Genomic DNA, 26519 nt, shown 5'->3' on the forward strand with positions numbered 1-26519 from the left:
GGTTTTCTGAGTTAAAGCCCTTACTGGCCTTTGCGGCAACGGAAAACCATGACCACATTCAACCTCACCCATCTCAAGCAGCTGGAAGCAGAAAGCATCCACATCATCCGGGAAGTAGCGGCCGAGTTCGACAACCCGGTTATGCTGTATTCCATCGGCAAGGATTCCGCCGTGATGCTGCACCTGGCGCTCAAAGCCTTCTATCCGGGCAAGCCCCCCTTTCCCCTGATGCACGTAGACACCACCTGGAAATTCCGGGAGATGATCGAATTCCGTGACAAGCAGGTGAGCCGTTACGGGCTGGATCTGATTGTTCACACCAACGAAGAAGGCGTGAAGCAAGGTATAGGGCCGTTCACCCACGGCAGCGCCAAGCACACCGACATGATGAAAACCCAGGCCCTGAAACAGGCCCTGAACAAGTACAAGTTTGATGCCGCCTTCGGTGGCGCGCGCCGGGATGAAGAGAAATCCCGGGCCAAGGAGCGGGTGTATTCGTTCCGGGATGAACACCACCGCTGGGATCCAAAAAACCAGCGCCCGGAGCTTTGGAATATCTACAACGGCAAGGTCAACAAGGGCGAAAGCATTCGCGTGTTCCCGCTGTCGAACTGGACCGAGCTGGATATCTGGCAATACATCTACCTGGAAAACATCGACATAGTGCCCCTGTATTTCGCCGCCGAGCGCCCGGTGGTGGAGCGTGACGGCACCCTGATCATGGTCGACGACGACCGCATGCCGCTGAAAGAAGGCGAAAAGCCGGTGATGAAATCGGTGCGGTTCCGGACCCTGGGCTGCTACCCCCTGACCGGCGCCATTGAATCGGGGGCCAACACGCTGCCGGAAATTATCCAGGAAATGCTGCTGGCCACCAGCTCCGAACGGCAAGGCCGGGTAATCGACCACGATTCCGCCGGCTCCATGGAACAGAAAAAGCGGGAAGGGTACTTCTGAGATGTCACACCAGTCTGAACTGATCGCCGACGATATTCTGGCGTACCTGAAACAACACGAAAACAAAGAGCTGCTGCGCCTGCTTACCTGCGGCAGCGTGGATGATGGCAAAAGCACCCTGATTGGCCGCCTGCTGCACGACACCAAGATGATCTACGAAGATCACATGGCCAGCCTGAAAACCGATAGCGCCAAAATGGGCACCACCGGTGAAAAGCTGGACCTGGCCCTTCTGGTAGACGGCCTGCAGGCGGAGCGTGAACAGGGCATCACCATTGATGTGGCCTACCGCTACTTCAGCACTGACAAGCGCAAGTTCATCATTGCCGACACCCCGGGCCACGAGCAATACACCCGCAACATGGCCACCGGCGCCTCCACCGCGCAACTGGCGATCCTGATGATCGACGCCCGCCACGGCGTGATGACCCAGACCCGCCGGCACTCGTTCATCGCCTCCTTGCTGGGCATTCGCCACATTGTGGTGGCGGTGAACAAGATGGACCTGGTGGACTTCAGCGAACAGCGCTTCAACGAAATCCGCGACGAGTACCTGGCCTTTGCCACCAAGCTGGGCCTGAAGGACATCCGCTTCGTGCCGATTTCCGCCCTGGACGGCGACAACGTGGTGAACAAGAGCGAGAACACCCCCTGGTTCACCGGCCAGCCATTGATGGAAATCCTGGAAACAGTGGAGGTCTCCCGGGACAAAAACCTGGAACACTTCCGCTTCCCGGTGCAGTACGTCACCCGCCCCAACCTCAATTTCCGGGGTTTCTGCGGTACCGTCGCCTCCGGCGTGATCCGCCCGGGCGAAACCGTGATGGCCCTGCCCTCACGGCGCACCAGCAAAGTGAAGGAAATCGTCACCTTCGACGGCAACCTGAGCGAAGCCTACATCGACCAGGCGGTGACCGTGACCCTGGAAGACGAAATCGACATCAGCCGTGGCGACATGCTGGTGAAAGCGGACGATGAGCCGGAAGTTCACAACCGCTTTAACGCCAACATTGTCTGGATGACCGATGCACCGCTGGAAACCGGCCGCCTGTACGACATCAAACTGGGACCGACGTTTACCTCCGGCACGGTGAAAAAGATTCACCACCAGACCGATGTAAACACCCTGGAGCAGAACCCGAACCCAAGCCAGCTTCAGCTCAACGAAATCGGCCTGTGCGAACTGACCCTGAACCAGCCCATCGCGTTCGACGCCTACCAGCGCAACCACGCCACCGGCAGCTTCATCGTCATCGACCGCCTGACCAACGTAACGGTCGGCGCCGGTATGATCGCCGGCCTGGCCGATGGCCTGGAATCGCTTGATCCGGTTACTTCTGAGGAGCGCGAGCGCCGCCTGGCCCAGAAACCGGCCATCATCGCCTGCACCGGCAAACAGGCCCCGCAACTGGCCCTGGCCGTGGAGCGGGCTTTGTTTGACCAGGGCAAGACGGCGGTGGTGGTGTCCGAAGAAAACACCGGCGACGCCGACGAACGCCGGCGCGTGGCCCAGCTGCTGACCTCCCATGGCCTGGTGGCTGTGGCGGTAAACCTGGGCACTGACATTGCCAATGCCAGCGTTTCTGCTGATTCAGAGACCGATATTCCAGCTGCGGTTGCCGGGCTCTTGCAGGACCTGGCTCGGAGTCAGCGGGTTTAAGCTCTTGATTCCCCATCCTTGGCGGGCGGGCTGCCGGGGTGGGGGAGATTTTTAGGGGGTTCTGTAATCCAACTGTTTGTTGGTGGTTGCCACTTTTTGGCCTGCACAGTATCCTGTACAGTACAGCATTCTGTACAGGGCATATTTTATGGACGCTATCAGCTATACCGTTGCAAGAAGTAATCTGGCGAAAACCATGGAGCAGGTTTGTGAAGACCACTCACCGGTGATTATTACCCGGAGCAAGGCCCAGTCTGTGGTGATGATTTCGCTGGAGGATTACGAAGCACTGCAGGAAACCGCCTATCTGCTACGGGCACCCAAAAACGCCCGCCGATTGCTGGAATCCGTCGCTGAACTGGAACAAGGCGGCGGCCAGGAAAAGGATCTTCTTGAATGAAACTCATCTTCTCCGAGCACGCCTGGGAAGACTATTTGTACTGGCAGAGCACTGACAAAAAGGTCGTTAGTCGCATCAACAAACTTATCAAGGCGACCATGCGAGAGCCCTTCGAAGGCATCGGCAAGCCGGAGCCACTAAAGCACAACCTCGCCGGTTACTGGTCACGCCGGATTAACGAAGAAGACCGCATGGTCTACAAAGTCACCGAAGACGCCCTACTCATCGCCCAGCTCCGATATCACTACTGACAGCAAACACCCCCTTATCCTCAGCAGTTCCAGAAAAAGCCGACTTCACTCAAAGGGTCTGCCGGTCGTGGGGTGGTGGTTTATTTTTCTGCCGGAAAAAGATGTCTGAGCGAAGCGAGTTGTTTTTCCAAAGAAAAATAAACCACCACCCCGCGACCCGCCCCCACAACTCGAAAGCTACAATGAATCCCACGCCGAACCATGGCAAAATCCCCCGCCCACCAAGATTAACCACAGGAGCTGAACACAATGGCCATCAAACACCTGCGCACCGCCTTCGCCAGCCAGTACCAACCGGGCCAGCCCGCCCGCCTTGTTGCCGGCGAGGCCCTGCAGGAGCCCGGTGGCGATTATGAAGCCCTGCACAAACAGATGAAGCGCCTGTTCAACAGCAAACCCGGCAAGAAATACGGCCGCTTCTCAGACGACATCGGCGAATGCCCCTTCAGCGCCTGGCTCAAAGACTACCTGGAAGACAAACAAACCTTCGCCGCCATGACCGACCGCCTGTTCGGCCAGTGGCAGGAACTGCTCAACGGCAGCCAGGAAGAGTTTGACGGCCACCTGATGGTGGTGCACGACGCCCTGGCCGATTCCGAAGTGGTTTACCTGTTCATCCTCGAAACCGACGGCGCCATGCGCTTCGACGGCAGCCAGAAACTGGACGCCACAGACGTGCTGAGCCTGTCACGCCTGAACCTGGCAGTGAGGATCGAGCTGGATGAGTGGCGCAACAAAAACTCCAGCGACAACTACATGACCGTCGTCCACGCCCGAGGCACCGGCGACCCCGGCGAATTGTTCCTGCGCCTGTGCGCGTTCACCAACAGCGTGGATGTGGAAAAGGAAACCATGACTTTCCTGGACGCAGTGGAAGCCTTCGCCAAGTCCAGCGAACCGGAAAAAGCCGGTGAAGTCCGCGCCAAGGCCTACGAGTTTTGCAAAGACCAGCATGCTCTAGGCGAGCCGGTGGCCATCGAGGCGCTGTCTAATTACCTGGACGAAAGCCAGCCTGAGCGCTTCAAAGAATTTGCAAGCAAGAACGCAGAAATGCCCGAAACCGGCGTGCTGCACCCGGACCACCGCAAGGTCAAGAAACTGGTGCGCATTGCCGGCTCTGGTGGAGGCATGAGCGTGTCCTTCTCTTCTGACCTGGTGAACCAGGCGGTCTACTACGACCGTGACAAAGACGCCCTGACCATAACCCGCCTGCCCAAGGCGTTGCGGGAGCAGTTGCAGCGGTATCTGGAGGCTCGCGAGGACTGAGTTGTGCTTTCCTAGCCTGCTGGTTTTGGGGGCGGGTCGCGGGGTGGGTGAAGCTTTTTTCTTTGGAAAAACAACTCGCTTCGCTCAGACATCTTTTTCCGGCAGAAAAAAGCTTCACCCACCCCGCACCGGCATGACAATGATGCGGGCGTCCGTCAGGTCTCGTTTGCTTTTATGTTTTCTGGTTGCTCGTCCCACCGGGGGCGGTTCGCCCTTATTTTTCTAACTTCCTGCATCCACCCTACCCCGTCGATTAACTCACCGGTTTCGTGGTCGATGGGCGGATACGGCAGGTTGCGGTCGTCGCAGTAGCGCTTAACCGTGGGCTGGCACCAGCAGAACAGCAGGCGGTTGTATTCGTCATCCGGCATCCGCCGCTGACCAAACATCCCCGCCAGCTTTCGCTGCCGCTGGGCTTCCGAGAGGATGATGGAACAGGCCGACGACACATTCAGCGACTCCACCATCCCCATCATCGGAATCACGATATGCTCATCCGCCTGCTCGGCGGTCACCGGGTTCACCCCGTCCACCTCGTTACCCATGATAATCGTGCACGGCACGGTGAAATCCACCTCCCGAAAATCCACCGCCCGGTCGGACAATTGCGCGGCATACAGCTTGTGCCCCTGCGCCTTCAGCTCGGTCACCGCGTTGTCCATGGTGGGATGGGTGTGGGTTGTTACCCAGTGAAAGCTTCCGCCGGCTGTTTTGCGAAACGCCCGAAAACCCTCCTTCGGCCAGACCACGTGCATGTTCGCCACACCAAAGGCGTCGCAGGAGCGGATAATGGCGGACAGGTTTCTGGGTTTATGCACCTGATCTGTCAGCACCCGCAGGTCGGGTTGGCGGGTGTTCAGGACTTGTTTGATTCGGGCGAGGCGTTCGGGGGTCATAACGTAATGTCTGTCGGAATCCGGGAATAGCGTTGGTGAAGGCTTGTGGGATGGGGCTTCCAAAAATTTGTGGAGCCATGGATGGCGGAACAGAAGCGCCACAGGGGCTCAGCCGAGCGCTTATGAAGCAATGCTTCATGCGACAGCTGAGCGACCACAATCTGTGATTGTGGGCCGGACCCCGAAGGGGTGCCGTAAGGAGCGTTTTTTGGAAGCCCCATCCCACAAGCCTTCTTGCACCCACGCCGGAAAGCTGGAAATGATACCACAGCAAAACTAGAGACAATCCGAGACAACGGTGGTTGAAGTTTAGGCACCCCGTTATAATACGCAGTCAATTTTTGCCAGCGCCACCCCACCCCGGCGCAACACACACCAAACTACGTGAGACCCATGGCCAAGAAGCTGTTCATCAAAACCCACGGCTGCCAAATGAACGAGTACGACTCTGCCCGCATGGCAGACCTGCTCAAAACCGGCGAAGCGGTTGAAATGACCGACAACCCGGATGACGCCGACATCCTGCTGCTGAACACCTGCTCCATTCGCGAAAAAGCCCAGGAAAAAGTGTTCCACCAGCTCGGCCGCTGGAAACGTCTCAAAAGCAAAAAGCCCGACATGATCATCGGCGTTGGCGGCTGCGTCGCGAGCCAGGAAGGCCAGGCCATCATCGACCGGGCACCCTACGTGGATATGGTCTTCGGCCCGCAGACCCTGCACCGCCTGCCCGACATGATCACCGAAGTACGCACCAAGGGTAATGGCGTTGGCGTGGTCGATGTCAGCTTCCCGGAGATCGAAAAATTCGACAATTTGCCTGAGCCCGGCGCCGACGGCCCTTCTGCGTTCGTTTCTATCATGGAAGGCTGCAGCAAATACTGCACCTTCTGCGTGGTGCCCTACACCCGCGGCGAAGAAGTCAGCCGCCCGGTCGACGACGTGATCGCCGAAGTAGCCCACCTGGCCGCCCAGGGTGTGCGCGAAGTGAACCTGCTGGGGCAGAACGTCAACGCCTATCGTGGCGACACCCACGACGGCGACCAGATGGACCTGGCGGAGCTGATCGAAGTGATCGCCACCATCGACGGCATCGACCGCATCCGCTACACCACCTCTCACCCGGTGGAGTTCAGCGAGTCACTGATCGATGTCTACGAGCGGGTCCCGGAACTGGTCAGCCACCTGCACCTGCCGGTACAAAGCGGTTCCGACCGCATCCTGGCAGCCATGAAGCGCGGCCACACGGCGCTGGAGTACAAATCAAAACTCCGCCGCCTGCGCAAAATCCGCCCGGACATCAGCTTCTCCTCGGATTTCATCATCGGCTTCCCGGGTGAAACCGATAAGGATTTCGAGGACACCATGAAGCTGATCAACGACATCGGCTTTGATATGTCCTTCAGCTTCATCTACAGCGCCCGTCCGGGTACGCCGGCGTCGGATCTGCCGGACGATACGCCGATGGAGGTCAAGAAGCAGCGGTTGAGTATTCTGCAGGATCGCCTGAACCAGAATGTGATGGATATCAGCCGCAAGATGGTCGGTTCCACTCAGCGGATTTTGGTGACTGGTCTGTCCAAGAAGGACCCGGGCGAGTATGCGGGGCGTACCGAGAACAACCGCATTGTGAACTTCCGCCACGAGAATCCTGAGGTGGTTGGCCATTTCATCGACGCGGAAATCGTCGAGGCCTACCCGAACTCTCTTCGTGGTGTGCCTGTTGGTTCTGAGTTGTTTTAGGCTTCGGCACCCATGTACTCTTTGTGTGGAGTTGGGAGGCGGGCTGGATAAGCCTCCCAAAAACCGCTACGAGCACATCCATGTGCGCTTCTCTCCGGCCATCCATGGCCTCCGACATTTTTGGGAGGCTTATCCAGCCCGCCTCCGCCTGACCTCACGGTGGCATGCTAAAGAAGACCCATCACTGCCTGATTCACGAAGACGCTCGTCAATACGAAAGCAAGCCCTAAAAAAACTCGTACTTGTTTTTCGTCTTGCGAACCTGCACATAGAAAGAAAGGCCGGTGCGTGGGTTCGCTTCCACAGGGTATCGTAGGCCATGGATGGCCGAAGCTAAGCGAACAGGACGTCTTGAGCGTCCCTGTGGAAGCGAACCCACGCATCGGCCATACTGCCCAATTCAAGAAATGCATACTCCCTGATACCCGGGAGTAGGAAACTCGGAGAAAACTTGAACACTCACGATACCAGACAATTTGACCTGCACCCGGTGAACCAGCGTCGGCTGGCGACGCTGTGCGGGCAGTTTGACGAACACCTGAAGATGATTGAACAGCGCCTGCAGGTGAAAGTGGGCCGGCGCGGGCATCATTTCCGGGTGGAAGGCCACACTGAAAACGTGGCGGCGGCTACCGAGGTCATCCGGCACCTGTACCGGGAAACCGAGGCCAGCGAGGACATTCCGCCGGATACTGTGCACCTGTTTATCCGCGAGACCGGCCTTGAGCGGCTGCCGGATGACGTGCCTTATGATGAAGGCCAGATTACCGTCATCAAGACCCCCAAACTGACCGCCAAGCCCCGGGGCCGGAATCAGCAGAAGTATGTGCACAGCATACGCACCCACGATATCAACTTCGGCATCGGGCCAGCGGGCACGGGTAAGACCTGGCTGGCCGTGGCCTGTGCGGTTGAGGCACTGAAGGACGAGCAGGTGAAGCGGATTCTGCTGGTTCGGCCAGCGGTGGAAGCCGGCGAGAAACTGGGCTTTCTACCGGGCGACCTGGCCCAGAAGGTGGACCCGTACCTTCGGCCGTTGTACGACGCGCTTTATGAAATGCTGGGCTTTGACCAGGTTACCCGCCTGATCGAGAAGAGCGTGATCGAGATTGCGCCGCTGGCGTTCATGCGCGGGCGCACGCTGAACAACTCATTCATCATTCTGGACGAGAGCCAGAACACCACCCGGGAGCAGATGAAGATGTTCCTGACCCGGATCGGTTTTGGCTCTACGGCAGTGATTACCGGTGATACCACCCAGGTGGACCTGCCCCGGGGCCAGAATTCCGGCCTGATTCACGCCGCCGGCGTGTTGAGCAAGGTGCCGGGCATTGGCTTTACCCGGTTTGAAGCCAAGGATGTGGTGCGCCACCCGCTGGTTCAGCGGATTGTGGAAGCCTACGATTCCTTTGATGACGGGAGCTCCGGCAGCCGATGAACAAGCTGACTGTGGACTTCCAGAAGGCCTTTGACGGTGCGGGTGTGCCGGATGAAGCGCAGTTCCACAGCTGGGCCGAAAAGGCCTGGCTGGGCGAGGATCCGTCCGAGGTGACCATCCGTATTGTCGATAACGACGAGAGCCGGGAGCTGAACCACCAGTATCGGGGCAAGGACAAACCCACCAATGTTTTGTCCTTCCCATTTGAAGCGCCAGCGGGTATAACGATGCCATTGGCCGGAGATCTGGTTATTTGCGCACCGGTTGTTGAAAAAGAGGCGCAGGAACAGCATAAAGAGCCTGTAGCCCACTGGGCTCATATGGTGGTGCACGGTATGTTGCACCTTCAGGGCTACGACCATATTGAAGATAACGAAGCCGAGGTCATGGAAGCCCTCGAGGTCCGGCTGCTGTCGCAGCTCGGATTTGCTAACCCTTACGAAGCAGAGGAAACGGAACCAGACTCATGAGCGACGATCAGTCGAGTCGCAGCCAGGGCAGCAAGTCCTGGCTGGAGCGTATATCACAGGCCTTTTCCAGCGGGCCTGAGTCCGTTGAGGACGTGCTGGAAATTCTGCGGGACGCCGAGTCCCAGAGCATTATTGATACCGATTCCATGAGCATCATCGAAGGTGCCATGCAGGTGATCGATATGCGGGTGGATGAAATCATGATTCCCCGTTCACAGATGATCACCGTGAAAGCCTCCCAGGAACCGAAAGAATTCCTGCCCGAGATCATGTCATCTGCCCACAGCCGTTTCCCGGTGATTGGTGAAAGCCCGGACGACGTGCTGGGTGTTCTGCTGGCCAAGGATCTGCTGCCGCTGGCCCTGAATAACGATCTCAACTGGTCCCGCATCCGCGAAATCCTGCGCCCGCCCACCTTTGTGCCCGAGAGCAAGCGGTTGAACCAGCTGCTCAAGGAGTTCAAGGAAAACCGCAACCACATGGCCATCGTGGTGGATGAGTACGGCGGTACGGCTGGCCTGATTACCATTGAGGATGTGCTGGAGCAGATCGTCGGCGAGATCGAAGACGAACACGATTTCGACGAAGAAACCCATATCAAGGCCCGGGGCGATGGCACCTTTGCGGTGAAAGCCGTGACTCCGGTTGACGACTTCAATGAATTTTTTGGCACCGGCCTGGACGAAGAAGAGTTCGATACCATTGGCGGCCTGGTGCTCAAAGAGTTCGGCCACCTGCCCAGACGGGGCGAAACGGTTGAATTCGGCGGTTTGCAGTTTACTATTGCGAACGCCGATAACCGAGTCATCCGTTTGCTGCAGGTAACCCGAAGTGAGTCATGAAAACGGCCTGAGCCATCCGCTCAACCTGAAATTTACTGCCCATCCCTGGCTGGGCCCGGTGATCCTGATGATCGCCGGCGCCCTGCAAACCCTTACCTTCTCCCCGTTCCATATCTGGGCGCTGGGGCCGGTATCGGTTCTTCTGATCCTCCTGGTTACCCTGAACCTGCCCTCGGAGAAGCTGTTTCGCGCCGGCTGGTTTGTCGGCCTTGGGCTGTTTGCCTCCGGCGTGAGCTGGATTTACATCAGCATCAGCAAGCACGGCAACACCTCGATGCCCATCGCGGTTCTGCTGATGGTGCTGTTCGTGGCAGGGCTGGCGCTATTCCACGGGCTGGCGTTCTGGTTCTGGGGCAAGCTGGCCAGGCAAAGCATGGTGCGCCGGCTGATCCTGTTTCCCGCCATCTGGCTACTGGGGGACTGGCTCCGGGGCTGGTTGCTGACCGGCTTTCCCTGGCTGTACCTGGGCACCGCCCACACCGATGGCCCACTGGCCGGGCTGGCACCATTAACCGGTGTGCACGGGCTGACCTTCTGGATCGTGGTTACCGGCGCAGCGGCTTACGGGGTGTGGTGGCTGATCCTGGCTGGCCGAAAAACTGCGGCGGGTGCAACAGCGGCGATCGCGGTACTACCCTGGCTGCTGGCTCCTGCCCTTAACCAGGTCAGCTGGACCAGTATCAGCGAGGAGCCGAAAAGCTTTGCTGCCATGCAGGGCAATATTCCGCAACAGATCAAGTGGGATCCGGAGTTCCTGAAAGACCAGATTGTGGCGTATCTGGGGATGACTGAAGAACACTGGGATAAAGACATCATCCTGTGGCCGGAAACCGCCATTCCCATTCCCCAGGACCAGGCCGGCAAGATCATTGACCACATCGAGGAACGGCTTGGCGAGAACAGCACCCTGATTTCCGGCATTCCCTGGTATGGCTACAGCGGCGACATCGAGGACTACACCTTCCACAACAGCATTCTGGCTGCCGGTGGCGGCGAGGGCATATACCACAAGCAGAAACTGGTGCCTTTCGGCGAGTATGTGCCGCTGCAGGGATTACTGCGGGGCCTGATTGGCTTCTTTGACCTGCCCATGAGCAGCTTCACCCCGGGCCCGGGCCAGCAATCCGGCCTGAGCGCCACCGATACCCGGCTGATGCCCTACATCTGCTACGAAGTGGCCTACCCGGATTTTGTGGCGTTCAACGCGCGGAATACCGGCATGCTGGTGACCATCAGCAACGATGGCTGGTTCGGCGATTCCATCGGCCCCCTTCAGCACCTGCAACTGGCCCGCATGCGCGCCCTGGAAACCGGGCGCTACATGCTGCGCGGCACCAACAACGGGGTAACGGCCATCATCAACGAAAAAGGCCAGATCACCGAGCGCATTCCCCAGTTCCAGCGCGCGGTACTCACCGGCGAAGTGTTCACAGCCACCGGCAGCACCCCCTACATGCAAACCGGCTCGTGGCCGGTGCTGACCCTGGCCGTGATCCTGATCGTGTTTGTGCGGGAGCGGGTGATTCCTAAAAACTGACTTTTTGGCCACGGAATCCACGGAAGGACACGGAAAAAAGAAAAATGATTTGCCACGAAATCCACTAAAGAACACGAAATAAAGACAAAGACGTTTCAGGTTCTAGTCAGTAATCTTTGTTCGTGTTTTTTCGTGGATTTCGTGGCAAAAAAGTCTTTAAGTCTTTTATTTTTCCGTGTCCTTCCGAGATGGGATGGTCTCCTCCCCACTCCAAATCGGCGTCGCAATGCGCCAGGATAGAGGTTGCAGACACTATCCAAGAGTTAAGGAGGAGACCATGCATCAGAATACCGTGATCGGCATCGACCTGGCAAAAACCTCTTTTGCGGTTATTGAACTGGGGCGCGGCGGCGATGTAAAACGCCGAAAAACCTTTCGCCGGGATGGCTTAAAACGGTTTCTTGCGAAGCATGAACCGACGACGGTGGCTTTGGAGGCCTGCGGCAGTTCCCATTACTGGGGCCGCTGGCTGGAGGCCCTCGGTCACAAAGCGGTTTTGCTGCCACCGCAGCATGTAAAAGGTTATTTGCGGGGGCAGAAGAACGATTATAACGATGCACAAGCCATTGCCGAGGCGTGCCTTCACGGTGCCATTCGACCGGTGGCGGTAAAGGGCATCGAGCAACAGGATGATCAGGCGTTTCATGCGATTCGCCGGAGCCTGAAAGTGGAGAGCACGCGGCTAGTGAATCAGATGCGTGGCCTGCTGGCAGAATATGGCTTAACCGTCCCGAAGTCCGTCAGCGCTTTTTGCCGGCGGGTGCCGGAGTTACTTGAAGATGCTGAAAACGGTTTAAGCACTCGATTCCGCATGCTGCTGAACAGGCAGTGGCACCGGCTTAAAGCCTTGCTTGAAGAGCAGGTCTGGTATGACGAGCAACTACGACAGCAGGCCAAGGAAGACAATGCGTGTCGGCGATTAACGGGCATTCCCGGTGTCGGTCCAGTTGTGGCCAGTGCCCTTAAAAGCTGGATGGGCGATGGCCAGCAATTCCGTCGGGGGCGGGATGCATCTGCAGCTCTGGGCCTGGTGCCCAAGCAGCACAGCACCGGCGGTAAACAATCGCTGTACGGGATCACCAAGCGAGGCGATGCTTACTTGAGATCCCTGGTGGTACACGGCGCTCGTGCCGTGGTGCGAACAGCAAAGAGCAAGCAAGACGCCTTGAGCCAGTGGGCTCTGGCGCTGGAGGCCAGAAGAGGCCACAACCGAGCAGTTGTGGCTGTGGCTAACAAAATTATCCGAATGGCTTGGGTCGTTGTGGCCCGCCATGAACACTACAGGCCAGCTGAGAACCAAATGGCGGCAATGGCCTGAAAACGCAACTAAAACAGAGTAAAAACGTCACGAATTCATAACGAAGGGCTTTACCCAAGGTTGCGAAGGCAACAGACACATTGATGACATAACAGGTCAAACCGGCGCACCTGGAACCTGTGGAATCCACTGGCTTCAAGGCCGCTTCCGTGATTAGGCAGGCGCGCGGCGAATCCTCATCAAGGCCAGAGGCGGCAACGCCGCCTCGTTAACAGGCCGGATATATGGCAGCAACCTGTCCCTCATCAACAACGTCTGAGGCCTTGCAAGCGGGGAGGAGACCATATATGGATTCCGTGGCAAAAATTACTCTTTTTTTGGCGGCCACCGGCTGGTTACGCGCTCAAAGTAGTGGGAGCCGCAAGCCTCGCAGGGATGCAGGTGACTGGTTTTGGTCAGGCACAGCATATGGCTGCAGTTCAGGCAGCGGAACATACCCGCGGTGGCCACTTCTCCGGAGATGTAGTGGCTGACATCCTCGTTCTCCAGCTTCTGCGACAGCTCCAGGGTGTCAACCAGGGTCTGGTCGGCCACCGACAGCAGGCGGTCGGCCAGGGTCTGCTCCAGCAGGGAGATGTCCAGCTGCAGCCACTCTTTCAGGCCCTCCCCGGTTTCCTCCACAAAGTGCATCAAATGCTGGAGGTCCCGCTGCAGGTAGGCGCCCAGCAGGTCGGCTTCCTCCCGGGTCATCTCCTCCAGTTCGTATTCAAACTCGACCGCCTTCTGCACTTCTTCTTCCAGAGTCTGCAGGGACGTCTCCTGCAGATCGTGCAGGCGGGTCTGCACCCGCTCCAGCATCCGGTCATAGGCCTCGAGGGCTTTACCTGAAAGGTGACTGCGTTCCGGTTCTGTCATAACGGCTCCTTCAACCTGACTTCCAACCTGACTTCGGGGCACTGGCCTGCGGCCTTCGCCATTACTGACAGTCTGGCACATCCCGCAGAATTTGGCAGACTACCTGTTAAGCCTTCGGTGCGTTAGAATGTTCGGCCTTTTCGAACATCCTTTTCTCACAGGGTACTTTTGGTAATGGCAGGAATGGACGAGCAATACAACCCACGTGACGTAGAACAGACCGCCCGCAACTTCTGGGAAACCAACGAAACCTTCAAAGTGAAGGAAGAGCCGGGCAAGCCCAAGTACTACTGCCTGTCCATGTTCCCCTACCCCAGCGGCAAGCTGCACATGGGCCACGTTCGCAACTACACCATCGGCGACGTGATTTCCCGCTACCAGCGCATGCAGGGCAAGAACGTGATGCAGCCTATGGGCTGGGACGCCTTCGGCCTGCCTGCGGAAAACGCCGCCATTGCCAACAAGTCCGCGCCGGCAAAGTGGACCCGCTCCAACATCGACTATATGAAAAACCAGCTCAAGCAGCTGGGTTTCGGTTACGACTGGAGCCGCGAACTGGCCACCTGTGACCCGGAATATTACCGCTGGGAACAGTGGTTCTTCGCCCGCCTGTATGAAAAAGGCCTGGTGTACAAGAAGATGTCCACCGTCAACTGGGACCCGGTTGACCAGACCGTCCTGGCCAACGAACAGGTGGTTGATGGCCGCGGCTGGCGCTCCGGCGCGCTGGTAGAGCAGAAAAAGATTCCCCAGTGGTTCATCCGCATCACCGATTACGCGGAAGAACTGCTGAAAGACATGGACGATCTGGAAGGCTGGCCGGAACAGGTCAAGACCATGCAGCGCAACTGGATTGGCAAGTCCACCGGTACCGAGCTGACCTTCCCGCTGAAAGACCGTGAAGACGGCCTGACCGTTTACACCACCCGCCCGGACACCCTGATGGGCGTGAGCTACATGGCGGTCGCTGCCGAGCACCCGCTGGCCAAGGCGGCAGCAGAGCGCCACCGTGACGTAGCCGAGTTTGTCGACCAGTGCCGTAACAGCAAGGTAGCCGAAGCTGAACTGGCCACCATGGAAAAGAAAGGCATCGATACCGGTTTCAAGGCCATCCACCCGCTGACCCAGGAAGAGATTCCGGTTTGGGTCGCCAACTTTGTGCTGATGGACTACGGCACCGGCGCCCTGATGGCAGTACCGGGCCACGATGACCGTGACCACGAGTTTGCCCGCAAATACAAACTGGCCATCAAGCAGGTGATTGCGCCGGGCAACCACGAAGATATCGATGTCCAGGAAAAGGCCTACACCGAAAAAGGTGTACTGGTCAGCTCCGGCAAATACAGCGGCCTGACCAGCGATGAAGCCTTCGAGGAAATCGCCAGCTACCTGGAAAGCAACGGCATCGGCAAGCGCACTGTCAACTACCGCCTGCGGGACTGGGGTGTTTCCCGCCAGCGTTACTGGGGCGCGCCCATCCCGATGATGACCCTGGACGACGGCACCGAAATGCCGGTTCCGGACGATCAGCTGCCGGTTCGCCTGCCGGAAGATGTCGAGATGGACGGCGTGCAGTCGCCCATCAAGGCTGACCCGGAGTGGTGCAAAACCGAGTTCAACGGCCAGGCCGCGACCCTGGAAACCGATACCTTCGACACCTTCATGGAGTCATCCTGGTACTACGCCCGTTTCTGCAGCCCCAACTACGACAAGGGCATGCTGGACCCGGCCGCCGCCAACTACTGGCTGCCGGTAGACCAGTACATCGGCGGTATCGAGCACGCCATCCTGCACCTGTTATATGCCCGTTTCTTCCACAAGCTGCTGCGCGACGTGGGCCTGGTTAACAGTTCCGAGCCGTTCAACCGCCTGCTCACCCAGGGCATGGTGCTGGCCGAGACTTACTACCGTAACGAAGACAACGGCGGCAAGACCTGGTTCAACCCGGCGGACGTCACCGTAGAACGCGACGGCAAGGGCCAGGTGGTACGCGCCATCCTGAAAGCCGATGGCCAGCCGGTGGAAATCGGCGGCGTTACCAAGATGTCCAAGTCCAAGAACAACGGCATCGATCCCCAGTCGATCATCGATGAGTTTGGTGCCGACACTGTGCGCCTGTTCATGATGTTTGCCGCACCGCCAGAGCAGTCCCTGGAGTGGTCTGACAGCGGCGTGGAGGGCGCGCACCGCTTCCTCAAGCGCCTGTGGCGCATGGTGACCGAGCATGCCGCCGGCGGCGATGTTCCCGCCCTGGATACCAGCGCTCTGAACAGCGGCCAGAAAGACCTGCGCCGCAAGACCCACGAGACCATTGCCAAGGTCAGTGACGACATCAGCCGCCGCCTGACCTTCAACACTGCCATTGCAGCCGTAATGGAACTGCTGAATGAAGTAGGCCGCCTGGGTGATGACGAACCCCAGAGCCGCGCCGTGCGCCAGGAAGCCCTGGACACCGCGGTACGGGTGCTGGCTCCGATCGTGCCTCATATCTGTCATAAACTCTGGCAGGTGCTGGGCCACAGTGAGCCGGTGGTTGACGCCAGCTGGCCGGTTGCCGATGAAAGCGCCATGGTCCGCAGTGAGATCGAAGTGGTCCTGCAGGTCAACGGCAAGGTACGGGCCAAGGCCACAGTCCCGGCCGATATCAGCAAGCCGGACCTGGAAAAGCTGGCCCTGGATAACGAAAACGTTCAGCGTTTTGTGGAAGGCAATACCGTTCGCAAGGTGATTGTAGTGCCCGGCAAACTGGTCAACGTGGTGGCCAACTGATATGACCGCCACCGCCCCGCTCCTGAATGCGTTGAAACTCATCGCCCTGGCACTGGCTACCCTGGTGCTGGCCAGCGGCTGCGGCTTTCAGTTACGGGGCACCTCGCCGGTACCGGCCGCGCTGCAACCCCTGGCGGTAGACTGCCCGGACAACCTGCCCGGCCGTTTCTGTCAATCGGTTCGGGATCAGCTGACCCTGGGCGGCGTCCAGGTTGCTGACAGCGCCGCCCAGGCCGATTACATCCTGCGCCTGCGGGATTACCGGCAGGACCGCCGGGCCTCGGCCATTACTGCCCAGGCCGCTGCAGCAGAGTACGTTCTGCGCCATACTGTCGCCATTGAACTGCTCACGGCTGACCGGATCCCGCTGATTGCCAGCACCAACCTGAATGCCAGCGAAACCTACCGCTACGACGAAACCAACGTACTCGCCAAGCAGCGCGAGGAAGAGGGGCTTCGGCAACAGCTGGGCGACCGGCTGGCCCAACAGGTTATCTTCCGCCTGGCGCCCATGACCCGGGAACGGATAGACGCCATCATCAACGATTACCAGGCCAGCCAGGAACAGGCTGAGACGCAATGAAAACCCAGCCTGGCCAGCTCCCTCAGTTACTGAAAAAAGGCCTGGCACCGGTTTACCTGATCTCCGGTGATGAACCCCTGCTGGTTCAGGAATGTTGTGACCAGGTTCGAAAGGCCGCCCGGGAAGCCGGTTACCAGGACCGCCTCACCTACCACGCAGATCATCAGCTCGACTGGAACTCCGTAGCAGACGAATGCAACGCCATGTCGCTGTTTGCGGAGAAACGCCGGATCGAGATTCACCTGCCCACCGGCAAACTCGGCGATGGCCGCAAGGTACTCGAGCAAATCCTGCAGGCCCCGCCTGAAGACGTCATCCTGTTGCTGATCAGCGCCAGGCTGGATGCCGCGGAAACCAAGCGTAAATGGTACAAGGACCTTCAGAAAACCGGCGTACATGTGCCGGTGTGGCCGGTTGAGGCGGACAAATTCGCCAACTGGCTGCAGCAAAGGGCAAGCAATCAGGGGCTGAGCCTGACCCGCGGTGCACTGGGAATGCTAGCTGAACGGCTGGAAGGCAACCTGCTGGCGGCGAGCCAGGAGCTGGATCGCCTGACGCTGCTGACCAACGGCAAAACCATTGACGAGGAAACCGTGGAGCAGGCTGTTCAGGACAGCGCCCGCTTCAACGGCTTTGAACTGGTCACCGAACTGCTCACCGGTAAGGCCGGCCACGCCAGCCGCATCATCGGCGTGCTGCAGCAGGAAGGCGAAAATCCCCTGGGCCTGCTGAGCGTGCTGGTGCGCGACCTGAACATGATTATCGAGCTGAAGACCGCCCTGCCCCCGGGCGATAACCCCTCGGGCTTCCTGAAGAAACGGGGCGTTTTCCAGCCCCGGCGAGCGTCTGCCATCCAACAGGCAGCCCGCCGCCTGACCCTGCCCCGCCTGAACCAGGCCCTGGCCCTGTGCAGCCTGACTGACCGAGCCGCCAAGGGCTTTGATGACCTGACGCCATGGCATTACCTGCGTGACCTCTCAATTCTGCTGGCCGCAACCCGTAACAGCTGACCTGGGTCAAACCCGGGAGAGTACCGGCCCCGGCGGCACTTGACACCATTTTGCAATCGGGCGCATTGTACATTCTCCACTCAATCAGGGAAGGAGAACCTGCCATGAGCCTGCAAGACGAATTCAACAAGCTGTCCGAGAAAGTCAGACAATACCGCGACGAAGCCAAGGTGCAGATGCACCTGGCCAAGGAAGATGTGAAGGACGAATGGGACGACCTGGAGCAGAACTGGGACAAGTTCCGTTCGAAGCTCGACCAGATTTTCCATGACGCAGAAGATGCCAGCCAGGAAGCTCGGGAAACCGCCCGCAAGATGGGTGAAGAGCTTAAATCCGGCTACCAGAACATCCGCAACAAGCTGAAGTAAACGTTAACCTGTTAACAAACAGACACATCAAAACAGGCACAGAGACAAATTTCTCACCGTCTCTGTGCCATACTTCACAGTAACAAATGAATCGTGCGTCATAATTTTGTCGTGCTGTTTATTTTGCCACCAACCTGCCGTCTGGCTGGCCAAGGAATATGGCACATACTGTGAGGTATACCTGTCATATGAAAAAAGTTACTGCGCTCTCTGTCACTCTCGCCCTGTCCCTCTCTGCCGGTCTGGTTACTGGCCAGAACATCCGTTTCAGTGATCCCGAAACCGTTATCAAGAATGAGTTCTGGGGCAACCTGTATGCGGAAGGCGGTTCATCCTTCTTCTGCGAAAAACCGTTTACCAGCAAGGGCTTTGTGCTGACCGACGGTTATATCTACCCGCTGGCGGATGTGCGTTCCGCCCTGGATTGCGGCACTACATCGCAGTGCAAGCGGGATAACCGCTACCGGCAGATTGCCTCGGATTTGCACAATATGGTGCCGGTAACCAGCCGGATAGAGATGCGTCGCCGCAATGCCCGCTATGAAAACATTGGCGCCAGTGCCCAACCGGATGACTGCGGTATTCGTGAAAGCACACAATTTTTCGAGCCGCCCGAGCATGCCAAGGGTGATGTGGCCCGGACCATGGCGTACATGGTCGATACGTACGGTTTGCCGTGGTTGGGGGCTACTACGCTGTTCCAGGGCTGGAACGAGATGGATCCGCCGGATGATGGCGAGTTGGCGCGGCATAGCCGGATTGCCGAGATTCAGGGTAATGAGAATCCCTTTGTGGTTAATCCCGGGCTGATTAGTCGGCTCTGAGGCTTTGATCTCACTTTGGGAGTAAGCACCAGTCAGGGGGTAGCTTTCCAAAACACGCTGTGGATACGTCCGTGTACGCTCTGCTCCGCCATCCCTGGCTCCGCAAGGTTTTGGAAAGCTACCCCCTGACCGGCGCCCGCACTTCTGAGATCAGCTCCGCAAGGTTTCGGAAGGGCCTCCCCGGTCCAATGCCCGGACATTTCAGCTAGCATCAAACAAAAAAGCAGGCCACCTGGGCCTGCTTTTTTGCTTTCTGGAGGAACGAAACCTGTATCAGATTTCGTTAGCCGCCAGAGCCATCATGGCATCGCTCCCACTGCGAATGCCTTCGGCCAGGGACAGGGTCTTTGGCAGCAGGCGGTCGAAGTAGAAGCGGGCTGTTTTCAGCTTGCCGGTGTAGAAGCCGGAGGTGTCAGCCTCTGCCTTCGGAGCGGCGGCTTTGACGGTTTTGGCCCACATGTACGCCAGGGCGGTGTAGCCGAACATGTCGAGGTAATCGACTGCAGCGGCGCCGATGGCGTTGGGGTTGTCGCCGGCTTGTTTGATGACGTGTTCGGTGACGTCGGACAAGCGCTCGACAGCAGCCGCCAGCGGCTCCAGGTAAGGCTTGAGGGCGGCGTCGCCGGTGTTTGCTTCGATGAAGGTAGCTACGTCCTGTACGAACAGTTCGTACAGTTTGCCCTGGCTGCCGACGACTTTACGACCCATCAGGTCCATGGCCTGGATGCCGTTGGTGCCTTCGTAGATCTGGGTGATGCGGCAGTCGCGTACCAGCTGTTCCTGGCCCCATTCGCGGATGAAGCCGTGGCCACCGAAGACCTGCTGGCCGATGATGGTGGTGTCCAGGCCGCGGTCGGTCAGGAACGCCTTGGCGACGGGGGTCAGCAGGGCAACCATGCCTTCGGCGTGTTTGCGCTGTTCGTCGTCCTGGGAGTACTTGGAAATATCCAGCCACTGGGCTACGTAGGTAGAGAAGGCACGTCCGCCTTCCACGTAGCTCTTCATGGTCAGCAGCATGCGGCGTACGTCCGGGTGTACCAGGATTGGGTCAGCGGCTTTTTCAGGCTGCTGGGCACCAGTCGGCGCGCGGCTCTGGATACGCTCGTTAGCGTATTCGCGGGCGCTTTGCAGGGAAGCTTCGGCGGCGCCGATGCCCTGGATGCCCACACCCAGACGCTCGTAGTTCATCATGGTGAACATGGCGGCCAGGCCTTTGTTTTCTTCACCGACCAGCCAGCCCTTGGCGCCGTCGAAGTTCATCACGCAGGTAGCTGAGCCTTTGATACCCATCTTCTTCTCGATGGAACCGCAGCTGAACTAGTTGCGCTCGCCCAGGGAACCGTCGTCATTCACCATGAACTTGGGCACCAGGAACAGGGAAATACCCTTCGGACCTTTGGGCGCGTCAGGCAGCTTGGCCAGCACCAGGTGGATGATGTTCTCCGCCATGTCGTGCTCGCCCCAGGTGATAAAGATCTTGGTGCCAGTCACGTTGAAAGAGCCGTCGTCATTGGGCTCGGCCTTGGTGCGGATAATGCCCAGGTCGGTACCGGCGTGGGGCTCGGTCAGGTCCATGGCACCGGACCATACGCCGGAATACATGTTGGGCAGGTACTTCTCTTTCAGCTCCTGGCTGCCGTGGGCGTCGAGGGCCAGGCAGGCACCGGCGGTGAGCATCGGGGCCAGGCCGAAGGCCATGTTGGCGCCCTGCATCATTTCTTCAAACTGGGCCACCAGGGTTTTCGGCATACCCATGCCGCCGAATTCCGGGTTGCCGCCCAGGCCGTTCCAGCCACCCTCAACGATGGTCTGGTAGGCTTCCTTGAAGCCTTCCGGGCTGGTTACTTCGCCTTCATTCCACTTACAACCCTGCTCGTCCGCTTCGCGGTTCAGGGGCGCCAGTACGCCGCCGGTGATCTTGCCAGCTTCTTCAAGAATCGCGTCGGCAGTGTCCGGGTCTACGTTTTCGGCAATCTTTGGCAGAGAGGCCCAGAGTGCGGGCGCGTCGAACACTTCGTTCAATACAAAACGCATGTCACGAAGGGGTGCCTGATAATCAGCCATGTATAACTCTCCAGAAATTCAGTCAGTCACTTGGGGAACCGGGTAACAACGCCTTCTGTGTAAAGGTCTTCGGGTTCGCCCGCTCGGCTATGTGTCCGAAACAAGGTTGTTATTCTGTGGCCCGCCATTCTACCTCAAACGTGCCACCAAACTCATGAAAAAAGCCCGCCTCCGAGCGGAGAACGGGCTTTTGCTGTGCCTTCAACCAGATAGCAACCCCGCCTTAGATAGCGAAGGCTTCTTCCGGCATGTCCAGCAGGCTGTCTGCACCGGCCAGCATGGTTTCTGCGTGGGTCTTGGTGCGCGGCAGCAGGCGCTTGAAGTAGAAGCGCGCAGACTGAACCTTGGCGTTGTAGAACATCTCCTCGGAGGTGCCGTCCGCCATCTTGTCCAGTGCCACCTTGGCCATGCGGGCCCACAGGTAGGCGAATACCGCGTAACCGGAGTACATCAGGTAGTCCACCGCAGCAGCACCGACTTCTTCACGGTTCTTCATGGCGGTCATACCAACCTTCATGGTCAGATCGCCCCACTCCTTGTTGATCGCAGCCAGCGGCTCGATGAACTCTTTCAGCTGCTCGTTGTCGGCGTTCTCTTTGCAGAAGACGTGAACCTGCTTGGTGAACACTTTCAGAGCTTCGCCCTGGGTCATCAGAACCTTACGGCCCAGCAGGTCCAGCGCCTGGATACCGGTAGTACCCTCGTAGATCATACCGATGCGGGAATCACGAACGTTCTGCTCCATGCCCCACTCAGCGATAAAACCGTGGCCACCGAATACCTGCATACCCAGGTTGGCAGACTCGTAACCGATCTCGGTCAGGAACGCCTTGGCGATCGGGGTCAGGAAGCCCAGCAGTGCGTCGGCGTGCTTGCGCTCTTCTTCGGTCTTGCCGCTGTGAACCACGTCCACTTGCTGGCCAGCCAGGTAGATCAGGGCGCGGGCGCCTTCGGCTACAACCTTCTGGGTCAGCAGCATACGGCGTACGTCCGGGTGCACGATGATCGGGTCAGCGATGCCATCCGGGTTCTTCGGACCACTCAGGGAACGCATGGCCAGACGCTCTTTGGCGTAAGCCAGGGAGCCCTGGAAGCCCAGTTCTGCAGCACCCAGACCCTGGATGGCAGTACCGATACGGGCAGTGTTCATGAAGGTGAACATGCAGTTCAGGCCTTTGTTCTCAGGCCCGATCAGCCAACCCTTGGCGCCGTCGAAGTTCATCACGCAGGTCGCGTTACCGTGGATACCCATCTTGTGCTCCAGGGAGCCACAGGAAACGGCATTACGCTCACCGGCAGAACCGTCTTCGTTCGGCAGGTGCTTGGGCACAATGAACAGGGAGATACCCTTGGTGCCTTCCGGTGCGCCCGGCAGACGGGCCAGTACGATGTGGACGATGTTCTCGGCCATGTCGTGCTCACCGGCAGAGATGAAAATCTTGGTACCGGTAATGCTGTAGGTGCCGTCAGCGTTCGGCTCGGCCTTGGTGCGCAGGGTGCCCAGGTCAGAACCACAGTGCGGCTCGGTCAGACACATGGTACCGGTCCACTCACCGCTGATCAGCTTGGTCAGGTAGGTCTGCTTTTGCTCTTCGGTGCCGTGGGCTTCGATGGTGTTGGTGGCACCGTGGCTCAGGCCCGGGTACATGCCCCAGGACCAGTTGGAGGTGCCAACCATTTCACTGACCACCAGGCCGATGGAATGCGGCAGGCCCTGGCCACCGTAGTTGGGGTCGGCAGTCATGGACGGCCAGCCACCTTCAACGTACTGCTGGTAGGCCTCTTTGAAGCCGGTCGGGGTTTTCACACCGTCTTCGCTCCAGGTACAGCCTTCCTGGTCACCTACCTGGTTCAGCGGAGACAATACCTGCTCACAGAACTTGGCGCCTTCCTGGATGATGGCATCAACCATATCCGGAGTCGCGTCTTCAGCACCTTCCAGATTGGCGTAGTGCTGCTCGCTGTTCAGCAGCTCGTTCATTACGAATTTAATGTCACGCAGGGGCGCTTTGTATTCAGGCATGGAATCCACCTCGGTTTGGTCTCGGCTGAATGCAGTAACAGCCTTCGGCCTTGGGTTTGCTCAGACACCACGATGCGCTGCACCGCGGCCTTAATTAAACACTTGTTTGAAACATACGTTTTGAGGCACGGAATTGTCAATAGCCCTGAGCAAATTTTGTGTGGCCCAGCCTGCAGAACCTGTCAGCCATCAAATAACGGCGAGATATTCAGAAACTCCGCCAGCCGGGCCGGCAGGCGCTCGGTTGGTGTGTCATCAAGGCGGGGCAATATGCCCAGACACGGCGCCGGAATATGGTTCACCAGGTAACCGAGGGTTTCCTGTTCGCAACTCATGGTTTCCGGCTCCGGGTGGTTGGCAACCCAGCCGGCTACCGTCAGGCCGTCATTCTGAATGGCCTCCACCGTGAGCATGGCGTGGTTGATGCAACCGAGTTTGAGAGGGACCACCAGGATCACCGGCAGCTTCAGCTCGCGGGGCACTGCTGCGTAGGTTTCGCGGTCGCTCAGGGGGACCCGCCAGCCGCCGGCGCCTTCCACCAGCATAAGATCGGCCGGGCGAATCTGCATTCCGCGGCAAAAGCCGACCAGCCGCTGGGCACTGAGTTGTTTGCCGGCTTGCTGGGCGGCTACGTGGGGGGCGATGGCGGGTTCCATGGCGACGGGGTTGATGGCGTCGTAGGCCAGTTGTTCGGTTATGGCCGCCTGCAGCATCAATGCGTCTTCATTACGCAGCCCGTCGGGGGTCTGGTCGCAGCCGGAGGCAATGGGTTTCATGGCGAGGGTGCGTTTGCCCTGGGTTTTGGCGGCCTCAAGGATGGCCGCAGCTACGATGGTTTTGCCTACACCGGTGTCGGTGCCTGTTACGAAGTACGTTTTCTTAGCCACTGTCTGGGGTCCTCTTTAATGGAAATCTCGGTGCATATTCCGCCTGTGGCGCTGCTACTCAGGTCTAAGACGAGGGTGTGGGCAGATCTTTCCGGGACACGCTCGAGACGTCCATGTGCGCTTAGCTTTCGCCATCCATGGCGAAAGATAGTCCCGGAAAGACCTGCCCACACCCTCTCCGCAAACGTTTGTGTTTGCCGTCCTGCTGGTGGTCAATTTTTGGATTGCTTGAAAAACGACTCTCAGGTTGCCTTTGTCCAGTACAACCAGCCAGCGTGATAACTGGCGATGATTTCGCCATCACCCGGTTTTGGATAAGCCGCGCACATCGCCTTGAATCTTCCCGGGGCGGTAACGGTTCTGCGGCGTTCTTCGCCTTTGAACACAGCGCCGAGGTGTTTGAGCTCCCGATTCAGGGCCATGGGAGAATCATAGGGCAAGGTGAGGGTTGCCGTCTCGAGGGTGGAACCGGGGAGTTGCCGGCTGGTTAATTGCTGCCAGTCAGCATGGTGGGTAAAACGGTTTACGTGGGGTTGGCCGGGGTCGGCCTCGGCCCAGGCTTGTTTGAGCTCTTCCAGGGTGCCGTGCAGTAGGGTGGAGATGGCGAGGGTGCCGCCGGGTTTGAGGATTCTCTTGCATTCGGCCAGCACGGTTTCCGGGCGGGTGCTCCATTGGATCATCAGGTTGCTGAAGATCAGGTCGGCGCAGTTGTCGGTCAGGGGGAGTTGTTCGGCGTCTGCGTTGAGCCAGCTGATGGTTTCGGGGCTGCGGGCTTGGGCCTGTTGCAGCATGCCGGGGGCCAGGTCTGCGCCGGTGATGGCGGCGTTCGGGTATTGGTTTGCCAGCTTGCGGGTGAACCAGCCAGTGCCGCAGCCAAGGTCCAGGACACTTTCTGGATCGAGGTTATCAGGAATGTGGGCGAGCATGGTGTCGCCCATGGCTTTTTGCAAGCGGGAGGCGCTGTCGTAGGTTCCGCTGGCGCTGCCGAAGCCCCGGGCGATGCAGGCTTTGCTGCCGGTTCCGCCTTCGGAACGGGCTATTGCCGTCAGATCGCTATAGGCACTCATACCGCCACCGACTCCTGAACGGCCTGCTCCGGTAACAGGGAGCTGCACTGGGCCAAGGCTTGCAACAACCGATCAACCTGCGCTTCCGAATGCGCGGCGCTCAGGGTTACCCGCAACCGGGCCTCGCCTTCCGGCACCGTGGGCGGGCGGATGGCGGTGACCAGAATGCCCTGCTCCTCCAGCGCCCGGCTTAATGCCAGAGCTGCATGGTTATCCCCTACCATGATGGGCTGGATGGGCGTGTACGAGGGCATCAACTGATAACCCAATTCCTGCGCACCGGCACGGAACCGGGCAATCAAAGCCTGCAAGTGGGTGCGGCGAGCATCATCCTGCTCGATCAGGTCAATACTGGCGTAAGTCGCTTTCGCCAGCGCCGGCGGCATGGCGGTGGTGTAGATGTAAGTGCGCGCCTTCTGCACCAGGTAATCCATCAACACCTCCGTCCCAGCCACAAAAGCCCCGCTGGTGCCCACGGCCTTGCCAAGGGTGCCAATCAAAACCGGCACATCCGCCTCCGACAATCCCGCCTCCAGCACACTCCCCCGCCCCTGCGGGCCAAGCACGCCGATACCGTGGGCATCGTCCACCACCAACAACGCATCATGGGCCTTACACACCCTGGCAAGCTCCTTCAACGGCGCGATATCACCATCCATACTGAACACGCCATCAGTCACCACCAGCTTATGGCCCGACGTCTGCGCCAGCATCGCCTCCAACGAAGACACATCGCCATGAGCATACCTGCGCACCTTCGCCCGGCTTAGAATGCAGCCATCGATAATCGAAGCATGGTTCAACCGATCCGAAAAAATCGTATCCCCCCGCCCTGCCAACGCTGAAATCACACCCAGGTTGGCCATGTATCCAGTCGAGAAAAACAACGCCGAGCTGCGCTGCGTGAACTCCGCCAGCCGCTGTTCCAACCGGTGGTGAGCTTCGTGATGCCCGCACACCAGATGCGAAGCCGCCCCGCCCAGACCGGCTTCTGGCAACGTATCCCGCAGCGCTGCGATGTTTCCTGCGTGATTCGCCAGCCCCAAATAATCGTTACTACAGAACGACAGCAGCGGCTTCCCGTCAGCGACCAACTCCGGCTGCTGCGGCCCCGTCACCAGGCGCCGGCTCCGGTACAAACCGGCTTGTTTTCGCTGTTCAATCTCAGACCGAAAATCACGCATAAATTCCATCACCCAATACGGAGAAAACCGAACCTACGCACAACGCCTGTCGTGCCAAACCGGGTAGGGGTTCCCGGGACACGCTCAAGACATATATGTAGACCTCTTGT

Annotated in this window: 22 protein-coding genes and 1 pseudogene; 16 read left to right on the forward strand and 7 right to left on the reverse strand. The window is 58.7% G+C overall.

The features are described from left to right. Window positions 1-48: 48 nt before the first annotated feature. The 5 genes from cysD to Q668_RS11230 all read left to right on the forward strand — a co-directional run bounded on the left by cysD (window position 49) and on the right by Q668_RS11230 (window position 4534). Window positions 49-957, forward strand: a complete 909-nt coding sequence (gene cysD, locus Q668_RS11210; protein WP_022989700.1) for a sulfate adenylyltransferase subunit CysD — start codon at window positions 49-51, stop codon at window positions 955-957. A gap of 1 nt (window position 958) precedes the next feature. Next, window positions 959-2617, forward strand: a complete 1659-nt coding sequence (cysN, locus tag Q668_RS11215; RefSeq protein WP_022989701.1) for a sulfate adenylyltransferase subunit CysN — start codon at window positions 959-961, stop codon at window positions 2615-2617. A 148-nt stretch (window positions 2618-2765) separates the two neighbouring features. Continuing rightward, a complete protein-coding gene (locus Q668_RS11220; RefSeq protein WP_022989702.1) occupies window positions 2766-3017 on the forward strand; it encodes a type II toxin-antitoxin system Phd/YefM family antitoxin in 252 nt (83 codons plus the stop codon). Beyond that, window positions 3014-3268, forward strand: coding sequence for a Txe/YoeB family addiction module toxin (locus Q668_RS11225; RefSeq protein WP_022989703.1), 255 nt, complete (start codon window positions 3014-3016; stop codon window positions 3266-3268). The genes Q668_RS11220 and Q668_RS11225 overlap by 4 nt, the downstream gene beginning before the upstream one ends. A gap of 249 nt (window positions 3269-3517) precedes the next feature. Next, the gene (locus Q668_RS11230) at window positions 3518-4534 is read left to right on the forward strand and encodes a nucleoid-associated protein (protein WP_022989704.1); all 1017 of its coding nucleotides are present in this window, start codon (window positions 3518-3520) and stop codon (window positions 4532-4534) included. Between the two features lie 155 nt (window positions 4535-4689). Here Q668_RS11230 and trmH read toward each other — a convergent pair whose 3' ends face one another. Then, a complete protein-coding gene (gene trmH / locus Q668_RS11235) occupies window positions 4690-5430 on the reverse strand; it encodes a tRNA (guanosine(18)-2'-O)-methyltransferase TrmH (protein WP_022989705.1) in 741 nt (246 codons plus the stop codon). Between the two features lie 393 nt (window positions 5431-5823). On the opposite strand from trmH, the gene miaB reads away from it, so the two are divergent. The 6 genes from miaB to Q668_RS11265 all read left to right on the forward strand — a co-directional run bounded on the left by miaB (window position 5824) and on the right by Q668_RS11265 (window position 12775). After that, window positions 5824-7170, forward strand: a complete 1347-nt coding sequence (gene miaB / locus Q668_RS11240) for a tRNA (N6-isopentenyl adenosine(37)-C2)-methylthiotransferase MiaB (protein ID WP_022989706.1) — start codon at window positions 5824-5826, stop codon at window positions 7168-7170. Between the two features lie 451 nt (window positions 7171-7621). Beyond that, window positions 7622-8608 carry a PhoH family protein gene (locus tag Q668_RS11245; protein WP_022989707.1) on the forward strand — a complete coding sequence of 329 codons (987 nt, stop codon included), beginning with the start codon at window positions 7622-7624 and terminating at the stop codon, window positions 8606-8608. Continuing rightward, the gene (gene ybeY / locus Q668_RS11250; RefSeq protein WP_022989708.1) at window positions 8605-9078 is read left to right on the forward strand and encodes an rRNA maturation RNase YbeY; all 474 of its coding nucleotides are present in this window, start codon (window positions 8605-8607) and stop codon (window positions 9076-9078) included. Before Q668_RS11245 ends, ybeY begins: the two co-directional genes overlap by 4 nt. Beyond that, entirely contained in the window at window positions 9075-9920 is an 846-nt protein-coding gene (locus Q668_RS11255; protein WP_022989709.1) for an HlyC/CorC family transporter, read from the forward strand. The genes ybeY and Q668_RS11255 overlap by 4 nt, the downstream gene beginning before the upstream one ends. Window positions 9921-9987: 67 nt before the next feature. Continuing rightward, window positions 9988-11457, forward strand: coding sequence for an apolipoprotein N-acyltransferase (gene lnt, locus Q668_RS11260; RefSeq protein ID WP_152521782.1), 1470 nt, complete (start codon window positions 9988-9990; stop codon window positions 11455-11457). 277 nt (window positions 11458-11734) lie between these two features. Next, on the forward strand, window positions 11735-12775 hold the full coding sequence (locus Q668_RS11265; RefSeq protein ID WP_022989711.1) for an IS110 family transposase: 1041 nt from the start codon (window positions 11735-11737) through the stop codon (window positions 12773-12775). Window positions 12776-13081: 306 nt separating this feature from the next. Here the strand turns inward: Q668_RS11265 and Q668_RS11270 are convergent, their stop codons facing one another. Then, window positions 13082-13630, reverse strand: a complete 549-nt coding sequence (locus Q668_RS11270) for a zinc ribbon-containing protein (RefSeq protein WP_022989712.1) — start codon at window positions 13628-13630, stop codon at window positions 13082-13084. A 183-nt stretch (window positions 13631-13813) separates the two neighbouring features. Between Q668_RS11270 and leuS the strand changes: the two genes are divergently transcribed. The 5 genes from leuS (at window position 13814) to Q668_RS11295 (ending at window position 19184) form a co-directional block, all read left to right on the forward strand. Continuing rightward, on the forward strand, window positions 13814-16399 hold the full coding sequence (gene leuS / locus Q668_RS11275) for a leucine--tRNA ligase (protein WP_036219793.1): 2586 nt from the start codon (window positions 13814-13816) through the stop codon (window positions 16397-16399). 1 nt (window position 16400) lies between these two features. Continuing rightward, window positions 16401-16982 carry an LPS assembly lipoprotein LptE gene (gene lptE / locus Q668_RS11280; protein ID WP_022989714.1) on the forward strand — a complete coding sequence of 194 codons (582 nt, stop codon included), beginning with the start codon at window positions 16401-16403 and terminating at the stop codon, window positions 16980-16982. Beyond that, on the forward strand, window positions 16979-17992 hold the full coding sequence (gene holA / locus Q668_RS11285) for a DNA polymerase III subunit delta (protein ID WP_022989715.1): 1014 nt from the start codon (window positions 16979-16981) through the stop codon (window positions 17990-17992). The genes lptE and holA overlap by 4 nt, the downstream gene beginning before the upstream one ends. A gap of 104 nt (window positions 17993-18096) precedes the next feature. After that, window positions 18097-18360, forward strand: a complete 264-nt coding sequence (locus Q668_RS11290; protein ID WP_022989716.1) for a hypothetical protein — start codon at window positions 18097-18099, stop codon at window positions 18358-18360. Window positions 18361-18548: 188 nt separating this feature from the next. Further along, window positions 18549-19184, forward strand: a complete 636-nt coding sequence (locus Q668_RS11295; RefSeq protein WP_022989717.1) for an endonuclease — start codon at window positions 18549-18551, stop codon at window positions 19182-19184. Window positions 19185-19457: 273 nt separating this feature from the next. Here Q668_RS11295 and Q668_RS11300 read toward each other — a convergent pair. The 5 genes and pseudogenes from Q668_RS11300 to bioF form a co-directional block, all read right to left on the reverse strand. Next, window positions 19458-21248 (reverse strand): annotated as a pseudogene (locus Q668_RS11300) (acyl-CoA dehydrogenase C-terminal domain-containing protein). Between the two features lie 223 nt (window positions 21249-21471). After that, a complete protein-coding gene (locus Q668_RS11305; protein ID WP_022989720.1) occupies window positions 21472-23271 on the reverse strand; it encodes an acyl-CoA dehydrogenase C-terminal domain-containing protein in 1800 nt (599 codons plus the stop codon). A gap of 182 nt (window positions 23272-23453) precedes the next feature. Next, window positions 23454-24158 carry a dethiobiotin synthase gene (gene bioD / locus Q668_RS11310; RefSeq protein WP_022989721.1) on the reverse strand — a complete coding sequence of 235 codons (705 nt, stop codon included), beginning with the start codon at window positions 24156-24158 and terminating at the stop codon, window positions 23454-23456. Between the two features lie 242 nt (window positions 24159-24400). Further along, entirely contained in the window at window positions 24401-25225 is an 825-nt protein-coding gene (gene bioC / locus Q668_RS11315) for a malonyl-ACP O-methyltransferase BioC (protein ID WP_022989722.1), read from the reverse strand. Next, the gene (bioF, locus tag Q668_RS11320; protein ID WP_036219808.1) at window positions 25222-26409 is read right to left on the reverse strand and encodes an 8-amino-7-oxononanoate synthase; all 1188 of its coding nucleotides are present in this window, start codon (window positions 26407-26409) and stop codon (window positions 25222-25224) included. Before bioF ends, bioC begins: the two co-directional genes overlap by 4 nt. Window positions 26410-26519: the final 110 nt, after the last annotated feature.

The organism is Marinobacter sp. ES-1, from assembly GCF_000475255.1.
Classification (GTDB): Bacteria; Pseudomonadota; Gammaproteobacteria; order Pseudomonadales; family Oleiphilaceae; genus Marinobacter; species Marinobacter vinifirmus.